This is a genomic window from Nostoc sp. NMS7 (assembly GCF_017115085.1).
GTDB lineage: Bacteria > Cyanobacteriota > Cyanobacteriia > Cyanobacteriales > Nostocaceae > Nostoc.
Map to the genome: position 1 here is coordinate 13,217 of NZ_JABXKJ010000263.1, position 17,358 is coordinate 30,574.

Sequence of the window (17,358 nt, forward strand, 5' to 3'; positions counted from 1 at the left end):
TTCAAATTATCAAAAATGCCTTTTACTTACAACCGCACGGTTCGCTTTCAAGATACTGATGCTGCTGGAGTAGTTTATTTTGCTAACGTTTTGGGTATTTGCCATGAAGCTTATGAAGAATCTTTAGAAGCATCAAGTATTAATATCAAAGATTTTTTCACGAATCCGTCTGTGGCTTTCCCCATTGTTCATACTAGTGTCGATTTTTTGCGCCCTATGTTTGTCGGGGACAAGTTGCTGATTAGCTTAATTCCCCAAAAAATAGGTGTTGATAAGTTTGAAATTACTTATGAAATTACTGTGGGTGAGGTGGTAGTTGCTAAGGCTATTACTCGCCATGTTTGTATTGATGCAAGTAGTAGAAGTAAGCAGGAATTACCTGATGAGATAATCCAGTGGTTGGAAACGAACCGCAGAGACGCAGAGGGCGCTGAGAGAAGAAAGTCGAGAGAGATTATGTGATGGAATTTTGTAGGAATTCTGTGGCTATTTGCTGTAACTGTTGACGGTTAATTTTACCTTGGGAGTTACGGGGTAAGTTTTGCTGGGGAATCCAATATTTGGGGATTTTAAATTTGCTGAGTTTCTCTTTAAGTAGAGTTTGGATTTTTAAGGCAGAGGTATCTGATTGTTTGGGAATGTAAATCGCTGTTAATACTTGTCCCCAGTGTTTATCTGGGATGCCAATGACACAAATATCAGCAACCATTTGAGTGGCTTGTATAGCTGATTCAATCTCTGCTGGGTAAATATTTTCGCCACCTGTAATAATTTTGTCGCTGCTACGTCCGACTATATTTAAATGACCTTGGTCGTCTAAAAAACCTAAATCATCTACTTGAAAAATATCCTGATTTTCTCTGGTTTTAGGATAGTAACCAAGGGCTAAAGATTGAGCATTAATGGTGATATTTCCGATTTGATTTGAATTTAAAATCTCGCTTTGCTGATTGCGAATAGTTACTTTTGCATGGGGAAGAATTTGACCACTGCTAATTTTACCGCTCAGAAAATGATCTGGTTTGAGGGTAGCAATTTGAGAGGCGGTTTCTGTCATGCCATAGGTAAGTGCTAACCGGATGCAATGAAATCTGGCTTTTTCTAGTAGTTCGTTCCATGCTGGCGCACCTCCTAAAAGTACAGTATTAAATTGGGATAACCATTCAGTTAATTCGGGATTTTCTAAAAGACGTTGTAACTGCGTTGGGACTAAAGATATGAAAAATTCTGATTGTTTAATATTTAATATTTGACCTGCTTCTACTGCTTTGAATGGCAGAATTGCCAGTTTACCTCCGCTAGTAAAAGAGCGCATAAATTGCATTAAACCGCTAACATGATATAGCGGTAATACACAAAAGGAATTAACTTGTTTTAGTTGAAAGTATTCTGTAAATCCTTGTACAGATGCTATGAGAGTTTCCCAAGTGTGGATGGCAAACTTAATCTGTCCTGATGAACCACCTGTGGAAATCATAATCATTGGGCATGGGGCATTGGGCACTTGTACTGAGCGTTGTCGAAGTATTGGGCATTGGTAATTATTCCCATTCCCTATTTCGCATTCCCTATTCCCTACTCCCAAAATAATGTCTGGCTGTACTAAATCAAGGACTTGTTGCCATTCTTGTGTTCCCCAGTCGGGGTTACACAGAAAAACTGGACAGTTAGCTGCACAAGCAGCAATAAAACTTGCTAGAAATCGTAATGGTTCGCGTTCAGCTATAATAATTTTTGGTGGTGTTGCACACGTTGATAACTGTGTTAGTTCTAAATACAATTCTTGAGCTATTTGATTAAATTGATGGCTGTTGTAACCGATAAGCCAATCATCCTGAGCAAGGTTATTAAGACAGTCTAAAGGTCGTTCCATAAACTTTGAAGCCACGTATCTTCTTGTTCAAAAAAATGGTCGATGCCAAAACCAATTGCTCTGTTGTTTTTGGATAATTCTGCTGCTAGCTGGAGTGCTGCTTGTCTTGCGATCGCAGTTTCAAATACTGATGAAAACACAGTATCAATTTGATGCTGGTGGCAAAACTTTCTCAAACGAGATGGTGATCCAACTATCCCAGGCTTAATCACAAAAATCCCTCGCCAACCTTGTTGATGACAGGCGGCGAGTTGCCCAAGTGTGGCGACAGATTCATCTAAAGCGATCGCAGTTTTATAACTCATACTCAATTCCAACATCCCCTGAAATTGCTCAACAGGTAGCGGTTGTTCGATAAATTCAATTTCTAGGGGTAGTTCTCCATTTGCTTTGAGATTGTCGCAAGTCCACAGCCATAAGTTAGCTTTTTCATAGTTGAGTCCACTGTTAGCATCTAATCGCAGTTTGGTAAAGGCTGGTAAGGTGTGTATCAGTGATTCAAAAATTTCTAGTTCATCAGCGATCGCATACACACCAATTTTCCACTTAAACGTGCGATATCCCTGCTGCCACAGCGTTTCCCATTGATTTAAAGCCGCTTCCCCAGGTGCTAATAAGGCACTGAAAGATTGGGCATTGGACATTGGGCATGGTGCACCTGTACTGAGCGTTCGCGTAGCGTCTCGTAGAGAAGTCGTTGGCGCAGCCTCTCGTAGAGAAGTATTGGGCATGGAAAAGAATTCACTCCCTAGTACAGACGCGATTAATCGCGTCTCTCCCCACTCTCGCGCTGACTCAAAGCCAAATTGACAAGCAGGTAACTCATCTGGGATGGAGAAAATTATCTCGTCTGTAATTTCTGCTGGGAGTTGGCGACAAAAATCTAAGGCTTGTTCTAGGGTTTCGGAACCAAACCAGCTAATGGGGGCAATTTCTCCCCAGCCGACTTTACCTGATTCATCGGTGAGACGTAGGATAATACCTTCACGAATATCCCAGTTACCGTGATTAGTGGTAAGCGATCGCAAAAATCTTCGCTGATAAGGACGAAATTTAAATTGATAACGCATCAATTAATAATTTTACTAAAGCATAAATCCCAGTCCAAACAACAAACAAGCCCAGAAATGCACGGCTACGGCGATGAATTTACAGTTACTAACTTTGTCCGGCTGGTTATGATTTTCTTGGACATGGCGGCATAATTTGAAGGCAAAGGGTAAACTCACCCAACTTAGTAACGTCCAAGCTGGAGAAATTCCCAATAGCACAAACAGCAAGGTGAGGGGATAAATGCTAGCAGTAAACCAAACTAGGAGTTGAGCGCCTTTTTGGGTTCCCAGACGGACGATAGGCGATCGCTTGCCTGCTGCTATGTCATCCTTAACTTGGTGAAAGTGTGAACAAAACAAAATTAAGGTTGTGGCAATGCCGACAATCACTGAGGCTGCTAAACTCGTTATTGACCAAGTTTGAGTTTGGCTGTAGTAGGCTGCCTCCACTGCTAAGGGGCCAAAGGCAAAAAAGCAAAGAATCTCACCTAAACCCTGATATCCTAAGCGAAAGGGAGGTCCTTGATACATATAGCCTAAACCGCAACAGAGCAAAATTATACCGATAACAGTTAGGTCTTGTTGCCAAAAGGCGATCGCTACTATGCCCAGCAACCCCAAACTTAAACACAAATTTCCTATCCCAAATATTAATGGCTTATTGCCTGTTAAGTTCACCAAAGAATGGTGCTTATTTTGATCAATACCCGTTTCGGAATCAAAGACATCATTAGTGATATTTTCCCAGGCAAGAATTAAGATTGCCGCAGTTACAAAAGTAGAAAATACTACACCATTAAAAATGTTAGTTTCGGCAAATGCTACTGCTGTTCCTACCCAAATGGGCATAATGGCAACGCTGTACATTGGCGGTTTAATCGCTGCCATCCATAACTTAGTGTTGGGATATAAAATCTGCTTGGTAGTCATCAGTTGTGATTAATTAAATTGCCGGAATATTACTCACACTTGATATTTTACGATGTAAAGAGACGCTAGATATTCATCAGCTAAAAACAACTGCCACTTTTACTGTGGCTCGTTAATCTTACATTGTTAACACTCCACCCTCACGGTTATAGCCCAAGGCTGGAACTGGCTTGTTAGGGTCTATGAACACCACAAACAAGACAAATTCTACGCTGGTGAAATGACAACTTAATATGTTACCTGTAGAAATACGACCACGATTAATTACACTTTAGGAAGTTAACTTAAAAAAAATTTACTATATATCCATGACAGTTTCACCATGTCGTAGCAACCTCTTTGTAGACCACAAAGATTTATATCAATTTTTGGTAGCAGTGCAAGAAAAGTGCGTCAAAAATAATTGCAGGCAAATTGTCAGTATCTCTCAGGAGATCGATTTAGTTGACCCTTTACTTGTATTTGATCAACTTACACAAGCAAATGAAATAAATTTTTACTTTGAGGACAAAGGTAAAGGAGAAGCGATCGCGGCAATTGATGCTGTAGCAAAATTACAGATTGATGGCGCAGACCGTTTTACTCAAGCAGAATATTTTATCAAATCTTGTCTAAAAAAAATAATTAATTTTGGTAACGCTAACCTACCTTTTTCTGGGCCTCACTTTTTTTGTTATTTCAGTTTTTTTGATAAAAATATCCAACTAGATTATCCATTTCCATCTGCTACCATCTTTCTTCCACGTTGGCAAGTAGCTGTAAAAAATCAGCGCTGTATATTAGTAACAAATATAATTATCAATGCAAATGTAAATATTCAAACCTTGTTGGAAAATGTACAAAATAAAATTGAATTTCTCCAAGCTTTAGAATATTACTCTGTTAATATTGATTATTTTCCAGCAAAGTTATCCCAAAAATCCGTCAGGAATGCTGCTCAATTTAAAGGTTCAGTAGTGTCTGCTTTGGAAAAAATTCGCTCTCGTCATTTAAGTAAGATTGTATTAGCAGATATATTAGATGTCAAATCAAGGAATCAGTTTAACTTAGTTAAATCCTTAAATAATCTTAGGCAAATACATCCTAACTGTTATATTTTTTCTACAAGTAATGGCAAAGGACAAAACTTTATTGGTGCCAGTCCAGAACGATTAATTAGTATTAATAATCAACAGTTGATTACTGATGCTTTAGCTGGTTCTGCACCACGAGGTAAAACCCCTGCTGAAGATGCAGTTAATGCCAATCGCTTACTCAATAGTGAAAAAGAAAAGCATGAACATTCGCTGGTACTTGATTTCATTACACAACGCCTATCCCAGCTAGGTTTATTACCCCAAATATTAGCACCTCGCCTGCGACAATTATCTAACATCCAGCATTTATGGACACCAATAAGTGCTACAGTTCCTACTAACATACATCCATTAAAGATTGTCGCACAATTGCATCCTACACCAGCCGTTGCAGGTGCAGCACGAGATGTCGCCTGTGCCGAAATTCGTCGTTATGAAAGCTTTGAAAGGGGTTTGTATGCTGCGCCTCTGGGTTGGATAGATTCTCAGGGGAACTGCGAGTTTATTGTGGGAATTCGTTCAGCATTAATTGATGGCGATCGCGCAAGATTGTATGCTGGTGCTGGTATCGTGGCGGGATCTGATCCTGACAAAGAATTTGCAGAGGTGCAGCTTAAACTTCAGGCTTTGTTGAAAGCATTAGTTTAACAGATAGTTCAAACCGTAATGCTTTATGAAAATAGAAGTGTTAAAAGCTATTCAACAACAAAAGTCAGTGCTATGTAATTTGATGGAACTATATCAGTATGATCTGAGTGAGATAGAAGCTAAAGATGTAGATGCCTGCGGCTTCTTTGGCTATCGATATCTTGATTACTATTGGACAGAACCTGAACGGCACCCATTTCTAGTTAAAATTGATGAGAAACTGGCAGGGTTTGTACTTGTTAATCAGCACACTTACCTTCATAACAATGCTAGGTCTATTGCTGAGTTCTTTATCCTCAAGAGGTATCGAAATCAGGGCATTGGTAAACAGGTAGCTACTCACATTTTCAACCAGTTTCCCGGTAGTTGGGAGGTACGGCAGACTGCTTTTAACTTAGGTGCACAAGCCTTTTGGAGGAAGGTAATTAGTCAATACACTAATGGAGCCTTTGACGAGGTTTTCTCAAATGATCACCGATGGCATGGCCAAATTCAAACTTTTGACAACTCAGATAAGCTATTACAGCTATTTTCAGGTAAATAGACCACGCTGTAGGGGCACAGCAATGCTGTGCCCCTACGACAGATGTGGTTCAAATACATGAAAACTGCTGTAACGCTAGAAATACACCGATTTATCCGGTGTATTTCTAGCGTTACTAGAGCATATACTTTTAATGATATTTTACACTAAATCCTGATGAGTAAAGGATTTAGCATTTGCCCCGGTGTAAGTAGCTACAATATGACCATCGCCGGTCATTTGATATTTGTATGTGACTAATCCTTCTAAACCAACGGGGCCACGGGGAGGCATTTGTTGTGTACTAATCCCTACTTCTGCACCGAAACCATAGCGGAAACCATCAGCAAATCTGGTGGAACAATTGTGGAATATATTGGCTGAATTTACCAGTCCAAAGAAAGTTTCAACAGATGTTAAATCTTCAGAGATAATCGCATCGGTATGACGAGAACTGTATTCGTTAATATGGGCGATCGCATCTTCTATAGAATCTACAATCTTGATCGACAAAATAAAATCGCTGTATTCTGTTTCCCAGTCTGTTTGTGTTGCCGTTTTGATGTTAGGTAAAATTTCTAAGGTGCGTTTATCACCCCTTAATTCCACATGGCGTTCCTGCAAAGCCTCAGCAACTTTTGGTAAAAATTCTCTGGCAATCGACGAGTGAACTAACAAAGTTTCAATCGCATTACAAACAGCAGGATATTGCGCTTTGGCATCGACAGTAATCGGAACTGCTTTAGAAATATCGGCGACTTTATCTATATAAAGATGACAAATCCCATCGGCGTGACCTAATACTGGAATGCGCGTATTTTCCTGCACAAAGCGGACAAAGGAATTAGAACCTCTAGGAATAATTAAATCTACATATTTATCTAACTTTAAAAGTTCTAGAGTTTCTTCTCTAGTTGTCAGCAATTGTACCGCATCCGGGTTAACAGCAGTATGAGATAATCCTTGTTTTACTGCCTTAACGATCGCTTCACAAGAACGCACAGCTTCCTTTCCACATTTGAGAATTACACCATTTCCCGATTTTATCGCCAAGGAAACAATTTGAATCGCCGCCTCTGGCCGGGCTTCAAAAATAATCCCTAAAACGCCTAAAGGACAAATGATCCGCTTGAGAATTAAGCCACTATCAAGTTCGCGGTGAATCTGTATTTTACCGACTGGATCAGCTAGCTTACCAACATCTCGTACTCCAGCGATCGCATCTCTTAATTTATGTTCATCTAATTGCAAGCGTTTATAAAGTGGTTTGGGAATTCCTTCGGCAGTAGCAGCTTCACAATCAGCAACATTTGCTTGTAAAATTTCATCTTTAGCTGATTCTAAAGCTTGGGCGATCGCAACAAGTGCTTGATTTTTGGCCTCAGTGGAGAGAAGCGCTAGCTTACTTGCAGCTTGGCGGGTTTGTCCGGCGATCGTAATTAGGGGAGAAGCAATATCAAGAATAGTCATAGTACAAATCTTTACCTTTTCGTCATCTTATCAATGTGAGTTGATCATTGGTTATTGTCTTCCTCCAATCGGGTGAACCATCTGGGTAATCAACAATTACTCTGATCGGGTGAAGCAAGAGTGGGTTCAAAAGATTTATTCTGTGATTATTGAACACAGGCAAATTAAAGGTAGTCAATTCACAGTTATAAAATTATTGTAAGTATTATTACAGACATTATTGCCAAATCTTAAATATGATTTATGCGTTAACCAGACTAGAGAGACATAGTAATTTATGTTTCTCTAGTCTTTTTCTTAAGTAAATAATTTATACTGCTATTATTTGAACTTTTACGAAATTACAGTGGCGATCGCTGCATCTATTGAGTATTGATAGATCGCATTTGTTACTTCGGGGATGGCATTTGTTGCTTCGGCGATAACATTTGTTACTTCGGCGATGCCTACGACGGGCTTCTCTAGGAGACGCTCCGCGAACGCCAACCCATTTGCTATATTATTGCTCTTTAGCAAGTTGGGCTTTTGCTTGTTGCCAGAGAGTTTCTAACTCATCCAGACTGTAATCAGAAAGGGGACGGTCAACAGCTGCCTCCATTTTTTCTAAACGTTGCACGAATCGTTGATTTGTGCCTTGCAAAGCGGTGCTAGGGTCAAGATGATGCCAACGGGCTAGCTGAATAACTGCAAATAGTAAATCGCCTAATTCTGCTTCTTGTCGTTCTGGTGTTTCCTCAGCCAAAGCCTGTTGAAGCTCCCCCAACTCCTCATAAAACTTATCCCAGACGCCCTGAATATTTTCCCATTCAAAGCCGATCGCCGCCGCCTTTTGAGAAATCTTCATCGCCGCCGTCAGTGGGGGAAGAGTACGCCCATAACGAGCGAGTTTAGCACTAAGTTTTTGTGCATCTGGAGATACTTCACCTTTTTCCGCAGCTTTAATTTGTTCCCAATTTTGCCGCACCTCATCCACACTTGCCACCGACACATCACCAAACACATGGGGATGACGGCGAATCAACTTTTGGGAAATCCCCTGAGTTATTTCTGTGAGAGAAAATTGTCCAGATTCGCTAGCGATTTGGGCTTGCAATACCACCTGCAATAGTAAATCTCCCAACTCTTCAGCGATCGCTTCTTGATCCCCACCCTTAATAGCGTCCACCACCTCATAAGCTTCCTCAATCACATAAGGCATCAGCGTTTCGGCAGTTTGCGCCAAATCCCAAGGACAACCACCATCAGGCGATCGCAACTTCGCCACCACCTCAATCAACTCCTGCAACGCCACCAAACTCTCATCTTGATTTTCCATACCTCAGCGTCCCTCCGCGCTTCCCTCAGCGTTCCTTCGCGTTTAATTCTTTGTCTTAGTCCGACCACTCCTCCTCACCTTCCGCTTCTTAATTTTGCCACTAGGAAGCAACCCCCGAACCCCCTGTTTTTGAAACCGCTTGTATGCCGAACCGCCCCAATCGCACAGAGAATGACTCATCGCACCGAGTTCCAACCCCAAAAACAGAGCGATATATTCAGTATCATAATCCACCAGCGATCGCCAGACAGTTCCCCCCAAATCCTGCCAAGTAAAACTGAGATTCCATAACTTTTGGGCGATCGTCAAAACGAAAATTGCCAAAATAGCCAGCAAACACCCCAGATAAATTACCCGCAAAATCGTGCCAATAATCGGCCCGTGGGATAAAAAAGAACGATGGCGGAGACTTTTTTGATAAGGTAGCCAAATCCAGCGCAAGAAACCCCAGCGTTGAAATTGCACAGAGTAAATATCCAAATCCGGGCCAAACATCAGCCCTCCAAAGAGAAACCCGCCTGCAACCAACAAAGTCACATTGCTACTGTGAGTTTGCCAGAAAGTAACGCCCGCCACGAAGGGCAGAGTATACATAGTAATGCGATCGTGCGTCCGACCAGAGGGCATCCTAAATCCTGTTAGCGATCGCGGGGCGTTTAGCCCGTGCTGAATACTGAGTCAGTATAAGAGAAAAAAGATTTTCTTAAAACTACTAGCGCAATCTGAAATGTTTTGCTATATTAGTTAATGATTGGGCGGTTAGCTCAGTTGGTAGAGCGCCTGCCTTACAAGCAGGACGTCATCAGTTCGAGTCTGGTACTGCCCATTACCGAAAAGTCGCCACTTGGCGGCTTTTTTGTTGGACATATAATTTTGCTGCCGTGATTTACGGTAATATTATCACCGTAAATCACCTAGAATTACCCGCAATCACGGGGTAATTTTAGCTCAGAATTAGCGCAAAGTGCGGTCTTGGGGAAACCCCAAGAGGAGCAACTTTGTAAGAGGGCGCATGAAATGGACAATTGAGGCGGTAAACGAGAGACTTAAGGCGGGTAAAATTGGGGTGAGGGTGGAACAAAGGGGCGATCGCCTTTCCTTAAGAGCTACACTGCCACCCAAATCAGGAAGTAATAAAACCAAGCCCTATCAGCAGTATCTTGCCTTGGGGATTTATGCTAATCCCGCAGGACTGCAACGGGCAGAGGCAGAAGCCAAAATTGTCGGTGGGCTGCTGGCTAGGGGTGAATTTGATTGGAGTCGATATCTTGTTTTGGAGCAGGAATTGGCAAGTGGGGATTGGGGGACGTGGATAGACAAGCTACGTAACGACTACTTCGCCCAGAAAGGCGACACGCCCAATACGCAATTTACGTGGAAAAACGACTACGAAGCGGCCTTTAAAAATTTGAAGGGAGAAGTTGCGATCGCCTCATTAATAGCAGCCGCTACTTGCACCGCCGCCAATAGTCGCTCTCGTAAACGGACTTGTGAAAAATTGCAAATTTTAGCCGAGCTTACTGGGATAAAAGTAGACCTCAAGCCTTATATTGGTAACTACGGCAACGCCCAAACCAAGCCGCGTCAGATTCCAACTGATGATGAAATAATTCGGGTGCGATCGCTTTTCGATAATTCCCCGAACTGGCTGTGGGCATACGGGGTAATGGCAACTTACGGTTTGCGCGATCATGAAATATTTTTCCGTGAAATCTCCCCAACGTCACCCCATGTCTGTCATGTCATTGAAGGGAAAACAGGGGAGCGAATCTGCTATCCATTACATCCAGAGTGGTCAGCAGAGTGGCAGCTTTGGGAAATCAAAAAGCCAAATTGCACAGGGAAAATGTATCGGGATTATGGACAACGAGTCAGTCGAACATTTGATCGTAAAGATGTCTCGTTTTTACCTTACGACCTCCGCCACGCTTACGCGATTCGCGGCAGTGTGCGCTACAAAGCTCCGGTGGCGACAATGGCAGCCTGGATGGGGCACTCTCCCACTGTTCATTGGAATACTTACAATAAATGGATTTCTCAAGTTGAACACGCAAAGGTGTTTGAGGGCTTACAGAATCGCTCGAGTTGAAAAATTAGCCAGACTAGCGCCTTGCTAACTTCCGAGGTCTGCCGGTTGGAGCATAAGCGGAAGTTTCGTCCATCTGAATTGTCATTCCGCCTTGCTCTAGAGCATTAAGGATTTGGCTTACCGTCTGCGGATTACACTCGCAAATATGTGCTATTTCCTCAAATGTGAGGGGATTAGTGGAAATAGTATCTAGAATTTTTAGAGCCAACACAGCCGATTTACCCACCTTCAAAAGCTCCATTAGCCACTCTTGCTCAGGATCTGCAAGGGTACGAAATTTCTCTATCGCTAATGCACCTTCTTTTAATCTGTCGGCTGTTGGTTTATACATAATAGTTTCACTCCCTAATAGGGATAATAGCAGGAAATTACTTGCCATACTCCAGTTTTGCTTGCTCAAATGCGAGGTTAATCGCTTTCATTTTTTCTGAATTTGGGTAAATACCACCGTCTGGGTGGTAAACTCTAGCAGCACCACGATAGGCAGCCCGAACTGTGGCAAAATCTGCGTCACGAGTAACACCTAAAACTTGCCGCCACTCAGAAGAGGTACTTGAGCTTGTGCTGTTCGTCTTTTTAGCCTCTTCCCAAGTTTTTTGCCGTTGCTGCTTTTGTCGCTTCTGCGATCGCTTTTTATTTGAGTTTGACGAACTAGAAGCACGTTGCTTTTTAGCAGATTCGGACTGCACATCTGGACGCTGTAAAACGTAATCTTCAATTTTGTGCTTGGCGAGAATTGGCTGTAGGGGTGACACTCGACAATTAAGGATCGCGCGCAAAGCTGAGACGTATTCACCTATAGCACGAAGATTGTCTTTGACTCTATCCCAAGCATCACAACAAAGGGCGTAACTCTGCCCTTTGCCACGGAAATAAACCACTATGCCTGGGTCAAGGGGTTCCCTAAAACTAGCGCAAGGCAGTCCATCTTTACGAAGTGGAATACCAGACGAGATGATGACACTATCTGCACCAGATAGCCGTAACTCATTCAATAGATCGTCCCGCGCCTTAGCAAACCCAGTACGGTAACTAGCTGAGGCGCGTTTGTTGTTGGGTGTGCGTTGGCTTGTTGGTGGCCAAGTTAGTGGGTAGGCAGTAATCAGCATCTCTGTGCAACAAAATGAGGGATCTAAAATCCCTTGTTATTATCAAATAATCTATACTTTTTCAAAGCTTGCTACCAAGGAAAATCTTCTTCAACTTTCCTAGAGAAACCTGCGGCGTTGTGATGTCCTCCGCCATTAAATTGTGTGGCGATCGCACTTACATCAAAATTGTTACCATCTTTATCAGATCGCAGATCCCAATGCTCAACTCCATTCTCAATACGATAGGAAGCAGAAAACGGAGCTTCGGGATACTCTTTATAAAGCCAAGCACAAACATCACTCCTGTATCGCTCCTCACCAGATACTAGGGCAACCACGGGGATAGAATAGCCAGCTAATATCTGCCATTCATGACGCAGTGCGATCGCCTCCACTTTTTTCCTCTTTTCATCCAATCGCGGCTGCCCAATTGGAACCATGTAATCAAGAAACTCCTGCTGATTCATTGGCTCCAATTGATCAAACAGTTCAAACGAGCGCCACAGAACAGCAAAAGCCTCGCGCACTGCCTCTGAGTGGGGTAGTTTCCACTGCCATAAATCCTGGTCTTGCACGTACTCCAAAAATACGGGAATAGGTTGATTGGGAAAGAAAAGCTCCCAAGTCAGCACTGCACCACATTTGCTCATATCAAATTTGAGTATGCCACCGGCGAATCCTTCTAGCATTTTCTGAGCAGTTTTGTGGTGGTCAATAACCACGATGGGGCATTCCATGTCTGACCATTGCTGTAAAACTTCCTTTGGAAAGCTGAAATCTACAATTATTAGGCGATCAAAATTTTCAACTGCTGGTAATTCTTCAGACTGATATTGCCAGCCAATAAGTTCTGCATCTGAATAAACTTTTGCTGCCACCCACGCGGCTGAAATACCATCTGGGCAAGGAAAATCAGGTTTGATATTGTGGTAGATGATTTTTGTGTTCATACTTTAGCGGGTGATTTCAAATATTCTAAAAACTCTGCGAGTTGTTTATCGTTTAAATGTTGCCGCGATCGCACCTTAAACAACTCAAATAACGCATTTTGTGCTTGCTCAACCGAAATATTTTTCCGCTTCAGAAGCGACTCAATTTCGGCATTGATCAGGTTTCTATCAGGGGCTGCTGGCACAACGGAAAGTAATTCGCTTTGATTGGGCAATTGCGGTGTTGATGGCAGATTACGCCTCGCTGGATTTGATGAATTGAATATATCGGATGGAGACTTCCTAGTTTTAGGTTGCTCAACAGAATCCTTCATCCGTTCCTTCAAACGAAGCTTATACTGCTCAGACAATAGACGAATTTGTTCAGACATCGTATCATCCAATTCACTCATCCGCTCCCAAAGGTAGCGAATGGCGAATGGTGAATGGCTGATCGTCTAAATATCTCCCCACGCCCCACGCTTCAGCAGCATTTTTTATCGCCTCAGCCGCGAGTCTGTCAGCCGCACTGCCTCGGCTCATTTCCTTCCCACCGCTACTAAGAACAGAAATTGGGACGCTGGCTAGAGCCTCTTTCCTCACCCCCAATATCGTAATGCCGCACCGGCAAATAGCATCATTACCCAAGTATTGAATTTCTGAATAATCAGATATCCACTCCGGGGCAACCTCATCTAGTCGTTCGCGTATTGTTTGCCACTTCAGAAATACCCACTTTTTACCGCCTCCAGGTAACTCCCTAAGTTCGTGGAGCGTGGCAGGAAAAGGTTTTTTAAGTTCAGCTTGGATTTGACGTAATTCGTCTCTAATTTCTGGTGTAATCATCGCTCATTTTTATTTCGACTAAATCTTCAGTGTCGTCTATCGCCTCGCTCAGGTAGGGAGGTTCGAGATGTTTATGTTGTTCTCTCAATATAGATAGCTCAGGGCTACTACAAAGCCCCGCCCTTTAGGGCTGGGGTTAGCTTACCTTCCCCTTCCCCTACGTGAGCAACTTCCATGTCTGGCAATGGTGAAAAACTTTTCCCGCCGCGCCGCATTCACTGCCAAAATATGTTTATCTTCAAATCCCTCTTGCTCATGGCGATAAATCCAGTGAGGACAAGTGCAGGAATTAGAGTCAAGACAAACTTGGTAGCGTTTTCCTGAGTCCCGGCTATAGACCGCGAACACATTCGGATCATTGGTCGCAAAAACGCGAAAGTGACCACCGGGGAGTATCCCCGTGGCGCATTTCGCTTCTAGCTCTGGTTTTGGCGTCTCTTCCAACGCCCAAGCGGACTCACATAAATCAACGACTGCCTCTTGTGGCGTGGCGAACAATCCAAGGCTGAGATTGTGCGTCCAAAAGCAATCCCAATTCATTGAGATTTCACCCATTGGGACACCCTGATCAACAACATCCCACACAGCGGCATATTCACCGCCAACCTCAATGCATCTCAAGAGGAAATCGCCCACAAAATGACTCTCGCCAACTTTCGGCAATGCGATCGGTTGCGGTTCAAAGGCAGGATACGTAGGGGCGGCTATTGGTAATGTGTGGTGCTTGCTATGGTGTCTCACATAGTCGTAAGCCAGTGCCCAAGTGTTGCGGCGATGGACTTCCACACCGCCAATTTTCACTACCCAAGGCTGGGTTAGGTCTTCATCGCTGGTGATGGTAGCAACGACTTCCCCATCAACAATACAATCATCTCCGTCCATTTCCACTAACGGCCTTGGAGCGCCTATCTGTGTACCATACACAGATAGCTTTTGTACCTGTGTTGATTGATGCTCGATTATGGTGTTGATCCACATATCTTTGTTTCGGCGATCGCCTTCTGGAGTGAGTGCTAATTGGAGTGCGATCGCTTTTATCTCAGTCAACTTGAGTTTTTCAAGCTGTTGTCTGGTGTAAATGGGATGTGCCACTATGGTTTAAATCCTTGTTGTGATACGTCATGTACTAAGGTTCCAAAAGCGTCGTTTCTTCTTGGTCGGAGGGCGACGCTTTTTGGTGTCTGTATTTAGTGTAATGCTATAATCATTACGTTGTCAATACGAGAATCATTACACTTGTCATGACCCTTCGTTATTGCTAGTTTGAAGTTACAAGAGCCGAGACAACTGAGATATATCAGCATGACAAAACGAGACAGGACGTTCGTCCAAGTACAAATAGATCCAGAAAAGAAAAGTAGGTTTGCCGAAAAACTGGAAAAAGAAGGTAAAAAAATAACCGATATCGTCAACGAGTGGATTGATGATTACATTGATGGGTCTGAGAAAGTTGATGTCGTCGAACTGAAAGGTGATGTCATTGAACTACGGCAGAGGCTAGTAAACCTGGAGCAATCACTGCAAAACAGGGAGGGAGAGCTTCAGGGGGAATCCGCCGCCTGAGAGAAGAGAATGTTTCTCTCAGGCGAATACAACAAAAAATGCAAGAACTGCTAAAAGAAAAACCCGCCAGTAACTCGGCGGGTTAATTTTTTTCAAAAACATGATTGTGTAATGATAAATTATTGATTAGAATCATTACAAGCGATCGCTCCTTAGTAGAGGCGATCGCTCTCAAAATTTGAACTCAGAAGGGAGGTTGCATGAGTTCTGGCATTTATTGCATCGAAAATACTGTCACAGGTGAGCGCTATGTTGGGGCTTCCTGTCAGATAAAAGTTAGATGGGGTGAACATCTGACATTGCTGAGAAACAGCAGCCACAATCGTTATTTGCAGGCTTCCTATAATAAGCACGGAGAGCAATGTTTTGGGCTTCAGGTTCTAGAAGAATGCTCAAAGGAAAAATTAGTAGAAAAAGAGTTGAAATGGGCATCAAAACTTAATCCATCATTAAATGCCAGCCACGTATCTAATGAAGGAGGGGTTCTGAGATGGAGACACAAGCATGAAATCAAGCTAGAAGCCTCCAAAAAAGCAATGCGACAATGGGCTGAGGTTAGGGACTACAAGGCAAAGAATAGCAGACCAAGCTCTCTCCCTATACCTAGATGAGATAACGCTCTTTACGCGGATACTCTCTTGCAGAGCATCCGCGTTTGGGGAGTCATCCCCACGAAAGCGATCGCACTTGTCATCACCAAATGTGATCGCACTTACCCAGCAGACACAGTAAAGACATGACCTTTATTTGTTGTCTACTGCCAACAGAACAGCGATCGCCAGTTGGGATCAGCAGCCAGCGATCGCACCAACCGCGAACAGCATTTACTGACGATACTTGGCTGTTCGCATGGCTGAAGCACGAGGGAGAAAAGATGGTAAGCACTGTCCTTTATCAGATGACAACTGCTCTAAGGGATCGCGGCAGCTACTATCTTCCCCCAACCTTCAGATTCACCACAGAACCTTGAAAACTGAATGTGCTGCTTTAGTGTCGCCATAAATCGGGCGGTGCAGGCAGAGGAGGATAGGGAGACAAGGTATTCCTGAAAAGGTATTTTAAGATGTTTGAACAAACAAGTTACCCCTCAGACATGGAGTCTGAGGGCTGCTGAAAAACACTAAATTTTAGGCAAAGAAAGAATGAATCACACTAGTCGTCTTCATCGTCTTCATCATCCATACCCACCTCTAACAAAGCTTTTTGTTTTTCTGTTCGCTCTTGCGATCGCTTATTAGTGCCATAGATGAAAGCAGTTACTATCGAAACGATAGGAGTCCCAGCAAAAACACCTCCAGCAACGTCATGACCTTGTTGGATTAAAAACGCGCCAGTCCCAATCGAAACGAGAGTAATTATAAAACCAAAAATCAAGCCAGCCCATGAACGCTTGCTATCACCAACAATCATAGTCTTTTCCATTTCTATGCGATGCTGTGATTGCTTTTTGGCCATCTCGAATATTTCACCAGCAAGACCTGGCTTAACTATGTCGTATGCTTTGAGGATTTCGGGTGGAGGAATAGGCCCAGAAGACCTTGAAATTGCTGCCTGAACTATTATCCTTTTTTCTTTGTCAACTTGATTTGCTGGTTCTTTATCCAACTTTTCACCAGGAGTCTCATTTGTGTCTTCATTATCCATCACACCACCTCAATCCTTTGTCTAAACCTGAGCCTCCGCTAAAGCCTTACGCGCTTGGGCAATAAGCGTATCGTTGATTTGAGACTCTACTTCTTTAAACTCTGCCATTGCATTTTGCAAATCATTTCCTACAACTACCCAGTCAGACAGCAGTGCTAAATAGTCTGCCTGCCCAGGGCTTAATGACGTATTATAAACCTGCAATGTATTACCAAAGTCAACTATTCTGGCAACACCTTCAATGAAAGACGGTCGTGCGTATAAATAACTTGACAATATATCCATAACTACCCCATCAGATTGCTCACG

The 17,358-nt window shown here is 43.0% G+C and carries 22 protein-coding genes and 1 tRNA gene; 8 read left to right on the top strand and 15 right to left on the bottom strand.

From position 1 onward, the window contains the following. The first annotated feature begins 15 nt into the window (after positions 1 to 15). Positions 16 to 462 carry a thioesterase family protein gene (locus HWQ38_RS38370; protein WP_292805137.1) on the top strand — a complete coding sequence of 149 codons (447 nt, stop codon included), beginning with the start codon at positions 16 to 18 and terminating at the stop codon, positions 460 to 462. On the opposite strand, the gene HWQ38_RS38375 is transcribed toward HWQ38_RS38370, so the two are convergent. The 3 genes from HWQ38_RS38375 to menA are packed head-to-tail and all read right to left on the bottom strand — an operon-like array spanning position 455 to position 3,855. Continuing rightward, a complete protein-coding gene (locus HWQ38_RS38375; RefSeq protein WP_292805140.1) occupies positions 455 to 1,873 on the bottom strand; it encodes a 2-succinylbenzoate--CoA ligase in 1,419 nt (472 codons plus the stop codon). The two genes, HWQ38_RS38370 and HWQ38_RS38375, sit on opposite strands and share 8 nt — an antisense overlap. Further along, on the bottom strand, positions 1,858 to 2,943 hold the full coding sequence (locus HWQ38_RS38380) for an o-succinylbenzoate synthase (RefSeq protein WP_292805143.1): 1,086 nt from the start codon (positions 2,941 to 2,943) through the stop codon (positions 1,858 to 1,860). Before HWQ38_RS38380 ends, HWQ38_RS38375 begins: the two co-directional genes overlap by 16 nt. A gap of 15 nt (positions 2,944 to 2,958) precedes the next feature. Next, positions 2,959 to 3,855, bottom strand: a complete 897-nt coding sequence (gene menA, locus HWQ38_RS38385; protein WP_292805146.1) for a 2-carboxy-1,4-naphthoquinone phytyltransferase — start codon at positions 3,853 to 3,855, stop codon at positions 2,959 to 2,961. Positions 3,856 to 4,163: 308 nt separating this feature from the next. On the opposite strand from menA, the gene HWQ38_RS38390 reads away from it, so the two are divergent. Both HWQ38_RS38390 and HWQ38_RS38395 read left to right on the top strand, forming a co-directional pair. Beyond that, positions 4,164 to 5,579, top strand: a complete 1,416-nt coding sequence (locus HWQ38_RS38390; protein ID WP_292805149.1) for an isochorismate synthase MenF — start codon at positions 4,164 to 4,166, stop codon at positions 5,577 to 5,579. Between the two features lie 25 nt (positions 5,580 to 5,604). After that, positions 5,605 to 6,123: a GNAT family N-acetyltransferase gene (locus tag HWQ38_RS38395; protein ID WP_292805151.1), complete on the top strand. Its 519-nt coding sequence runs from the start codon at positions 5,605 to 5,607 to the stop codon at positions 6,121 to 6,123. Positions 6,124 to 6,264: 141 nt separating this feature from the next. On the opposite strand, the gene HWQ38_RS38400 is transcribed toward HWQ38_RS38395, so the two are convergent. From HWQ38_RS38400 to HWQ38_RS38415, 4 genes are all read right to left on the bottom strand, one after another. Continuing rightward, complete coding sequence (locus HWQ38_RS38400; protein WP_292805154.1) at positions 6,265 to 7,572, bottom strand: glutamate-5-semialdehyde dehydrogenase; 1,308 nt, start codon at positions 7,570 to 7,572, stop codon at positions 6,265 to 6,267. A 333-nt stretch (positions 7,573 to 7,905) separates the two neighbouring features. Further along, on the bottom strand, positions 7,906 to 8,088 hold the full coding sequence (locus HWQ38_RS38405) for a hypothetical protein (RefSeq protein WP_292805157.1): 183 nt from the start codon (positions 8,086 to 8,088) through the stop codon (positions 7,906 to 7,908). Then, entirely contained in the window at positions 8,072 to 8,887 is an 816-nt protein-coding gene (mazG, locus tag HWQ38_RS38410; RefSeq protein ID WP_292805160.1) for a nucleoside triphosphate pyrophosphohydrolase, read from the bottom strand. The genes HWQ38_RS38405 and mazG overlap by 17 nt, the downstream gene beginning before the upstream one ends. 42 nt (positions 8,888 to 8,929) lie before the next feature. Further along, entirely contained in the window at positions 8,930 to 9,514 is a 585-nt protein-coding gene (locus HWQ38_RS38415) for a metal-binding protein (protein ID WP_292805163.1), read from the bottom strand. Positions 9,515 to 9,640: 126 nt separating this feature from the next. On the opposite strand from HWQ38_RS38415, the gene HWQ38_RS38420 reads away from it, so the two are divergent. Beyond that, positions 9,641 to 9,713 (top strand) — tRNA-Val (locus tag HWQ38_RS38420). A gap of 186 nt (positions 9,714 to 9,899) precedes the next feature. Continuing rightward, complete coding sequence (locus tag HWQ38_RS38425; protein WP_292805166.1) at positions 9,900 to 10,976, top strand: integrase; 1,077 nt, start codon at positions 9,900 to 9,902, stop codon at positions 10,974 to 10,976. A 13-nt stretch (positions 10,977 to 10,989) separates the two neighbouring features. On the opposite strand, the gene HWQ38_RS38430 is transcribed toward HWQ38_RS38425, so the two are convergent. From HWQ38_RS38430 to HWQ38_RS38455, 6 genes are all read right to left on the bottom strand, one after another. Beyond that, entirely contained in the window at positions 10,990 to 11,307 is a 318-nt protein-coding gene (locus tag HWQ38_RS38430) for a hypothetical protein (protein ID WP_292805169.1), read from the bottom strand. 37 nt (positions 11,308 to 11,344) lie between these two features. After that, positions 11,345 to 12,085, bottom strand: coding sequence for a J domain-containing protein (locus HWQ38_RS38435; protein WP_292805172.1), 741 nt, complete (start codon positions 12,083 to 12,085; stop codon positions 11,345 to 11,347). Positions 12,086 to 12,156: 71 nt separating this feature from the next. Continuing rightward, positions 12,157 to 13,017, bottom strand: a complete 861-nt coding sequence (locus HWQ38_RS38440; protein ID WP_292805175.1) for a hypothetical protein — start codon at positions 13,015 to 13,017, stop codon at positions 12,157 to 12,159. Further along, positions 13,014 to 13,409, bottom strand: coding sequence for a hypothetical protein (locus HWQ38_RS38445; RefSeq protein WP_292805178.1), 396 nt, complete (start codon positions 13,407 to 13,409; stop codon positions 13,014 to 13,016). The genes HWQ38_RS38440 and HWQ38_RS38445 overlap by 4 nt, the downstream gene beginning before the upstream one ends. After that, positions 13,402 to 13,842: a Rad52/Rad22 family DNA repair protein gene (locus HWQ38_RS38450; RefSeq protein WP_292805180.1), complete on the bottom strand. Its 441-nt coding sequence runs from the start codon at positions 13,840 to 13,842 to the stop codon at positions 13,402 to 13,404. The genes HWQ38_RS38445 and HWQ38_RS38450 overlap by 8 nt, the downstream gene beginning before the upstream one ends. 141 nt (positions 13,843 to 13,983) lie before the next feature. Continuing rightward, positions 13,984 to 14,934 carry a hypothetical protein gene (locus tag HWQ38_RS38455; protein WP_292805183.1) on the bottom strand — a complete coding sequence of 317 codons (951 nt, stop codon included), beginning with the start codon at positions 14,932 to 14,934 and terminating at the stop codon, positions 13,984 to 13,986. 210 nt (positions 14,935 to 15,144) lie between these two features. Between HWQ38_RS38455 and HWQ38_RS38460 the strand changes: the two genes are divergently transcribed. From HWQ38_RS38460 to HWQ38_RS38470, 3 genes are all read left to right on the top strand, one after another. Further along, positions 15,145 to 15,405: a plasmid partition protein ParG gene (locus HWQ38_RS38460; RefSeq protein ID WP_292805186.1), complete on the top strand. Its 261-nt coding sequence runs from the start codon at positions 15,145 to 15,147 to the stop codon at positions 15,403 to 15,405. A gap of 200 nt (positions 15,406 to 15,605) precedes the next feature. After that, entirely contained in the window at positions 15,606 to 16,016 is a 411-nt protein-coding gene (locus HWQ38_RS38465) for a GIY-YIG nuclease family protein (protein ID WP_292805189.1), read from the top strand. A 125-nt stretch (positions 16,017 to 16,141) separates the two neighbouring features. Next, entirely contained in the window at positions 16,142 to 16,375 is a 234-nt protein-coding gene (locus tag HWQ38_RS38470; RefSeq protein ID WP_292805192.1) for a hypothetical protein, read from the top strand. A gap of 182 nt (positions 16,376 to 16,557) precedes the next feature. On the opposite strand, the gene HWQ38_RS38475 is transcribed toward HWQ38_RS38470, so the two are convergent. Together HWQ38_RS38475 and HWQ38_RS38480 are read right to left on the bottom strand one after the other, a co-directional pair. Continuing rightward, positions 16,558 to 17,049 carry a DUF2335 domain-containing protein gene (locus tag HWQ38_RS38475; protein ID WP_292805196.1) on the bottom strand — a complete coding sequence of 164 codons (492 nt, stop codon included), beginning with the start codon at positions 17,047 to 17,049 and terminating at the stop codon, positions 16,558 to 16,560. Positions 17,050 to 17,070: 21 nt separating this feature from the next. Next, positions 17,071 to 17,334, bottom strand: coding sequence for a hypothetical protein (locus HWQ38_RS38480; RefSeq protein ID WP_292805199.1), 264 nt, complete (start codon positions 17,332 to 17,334; stop codon positions 17,071 to 17,073). Between the last annotated feature and the right edge of the window lie 24 nt (positions 17,335 to 17,358).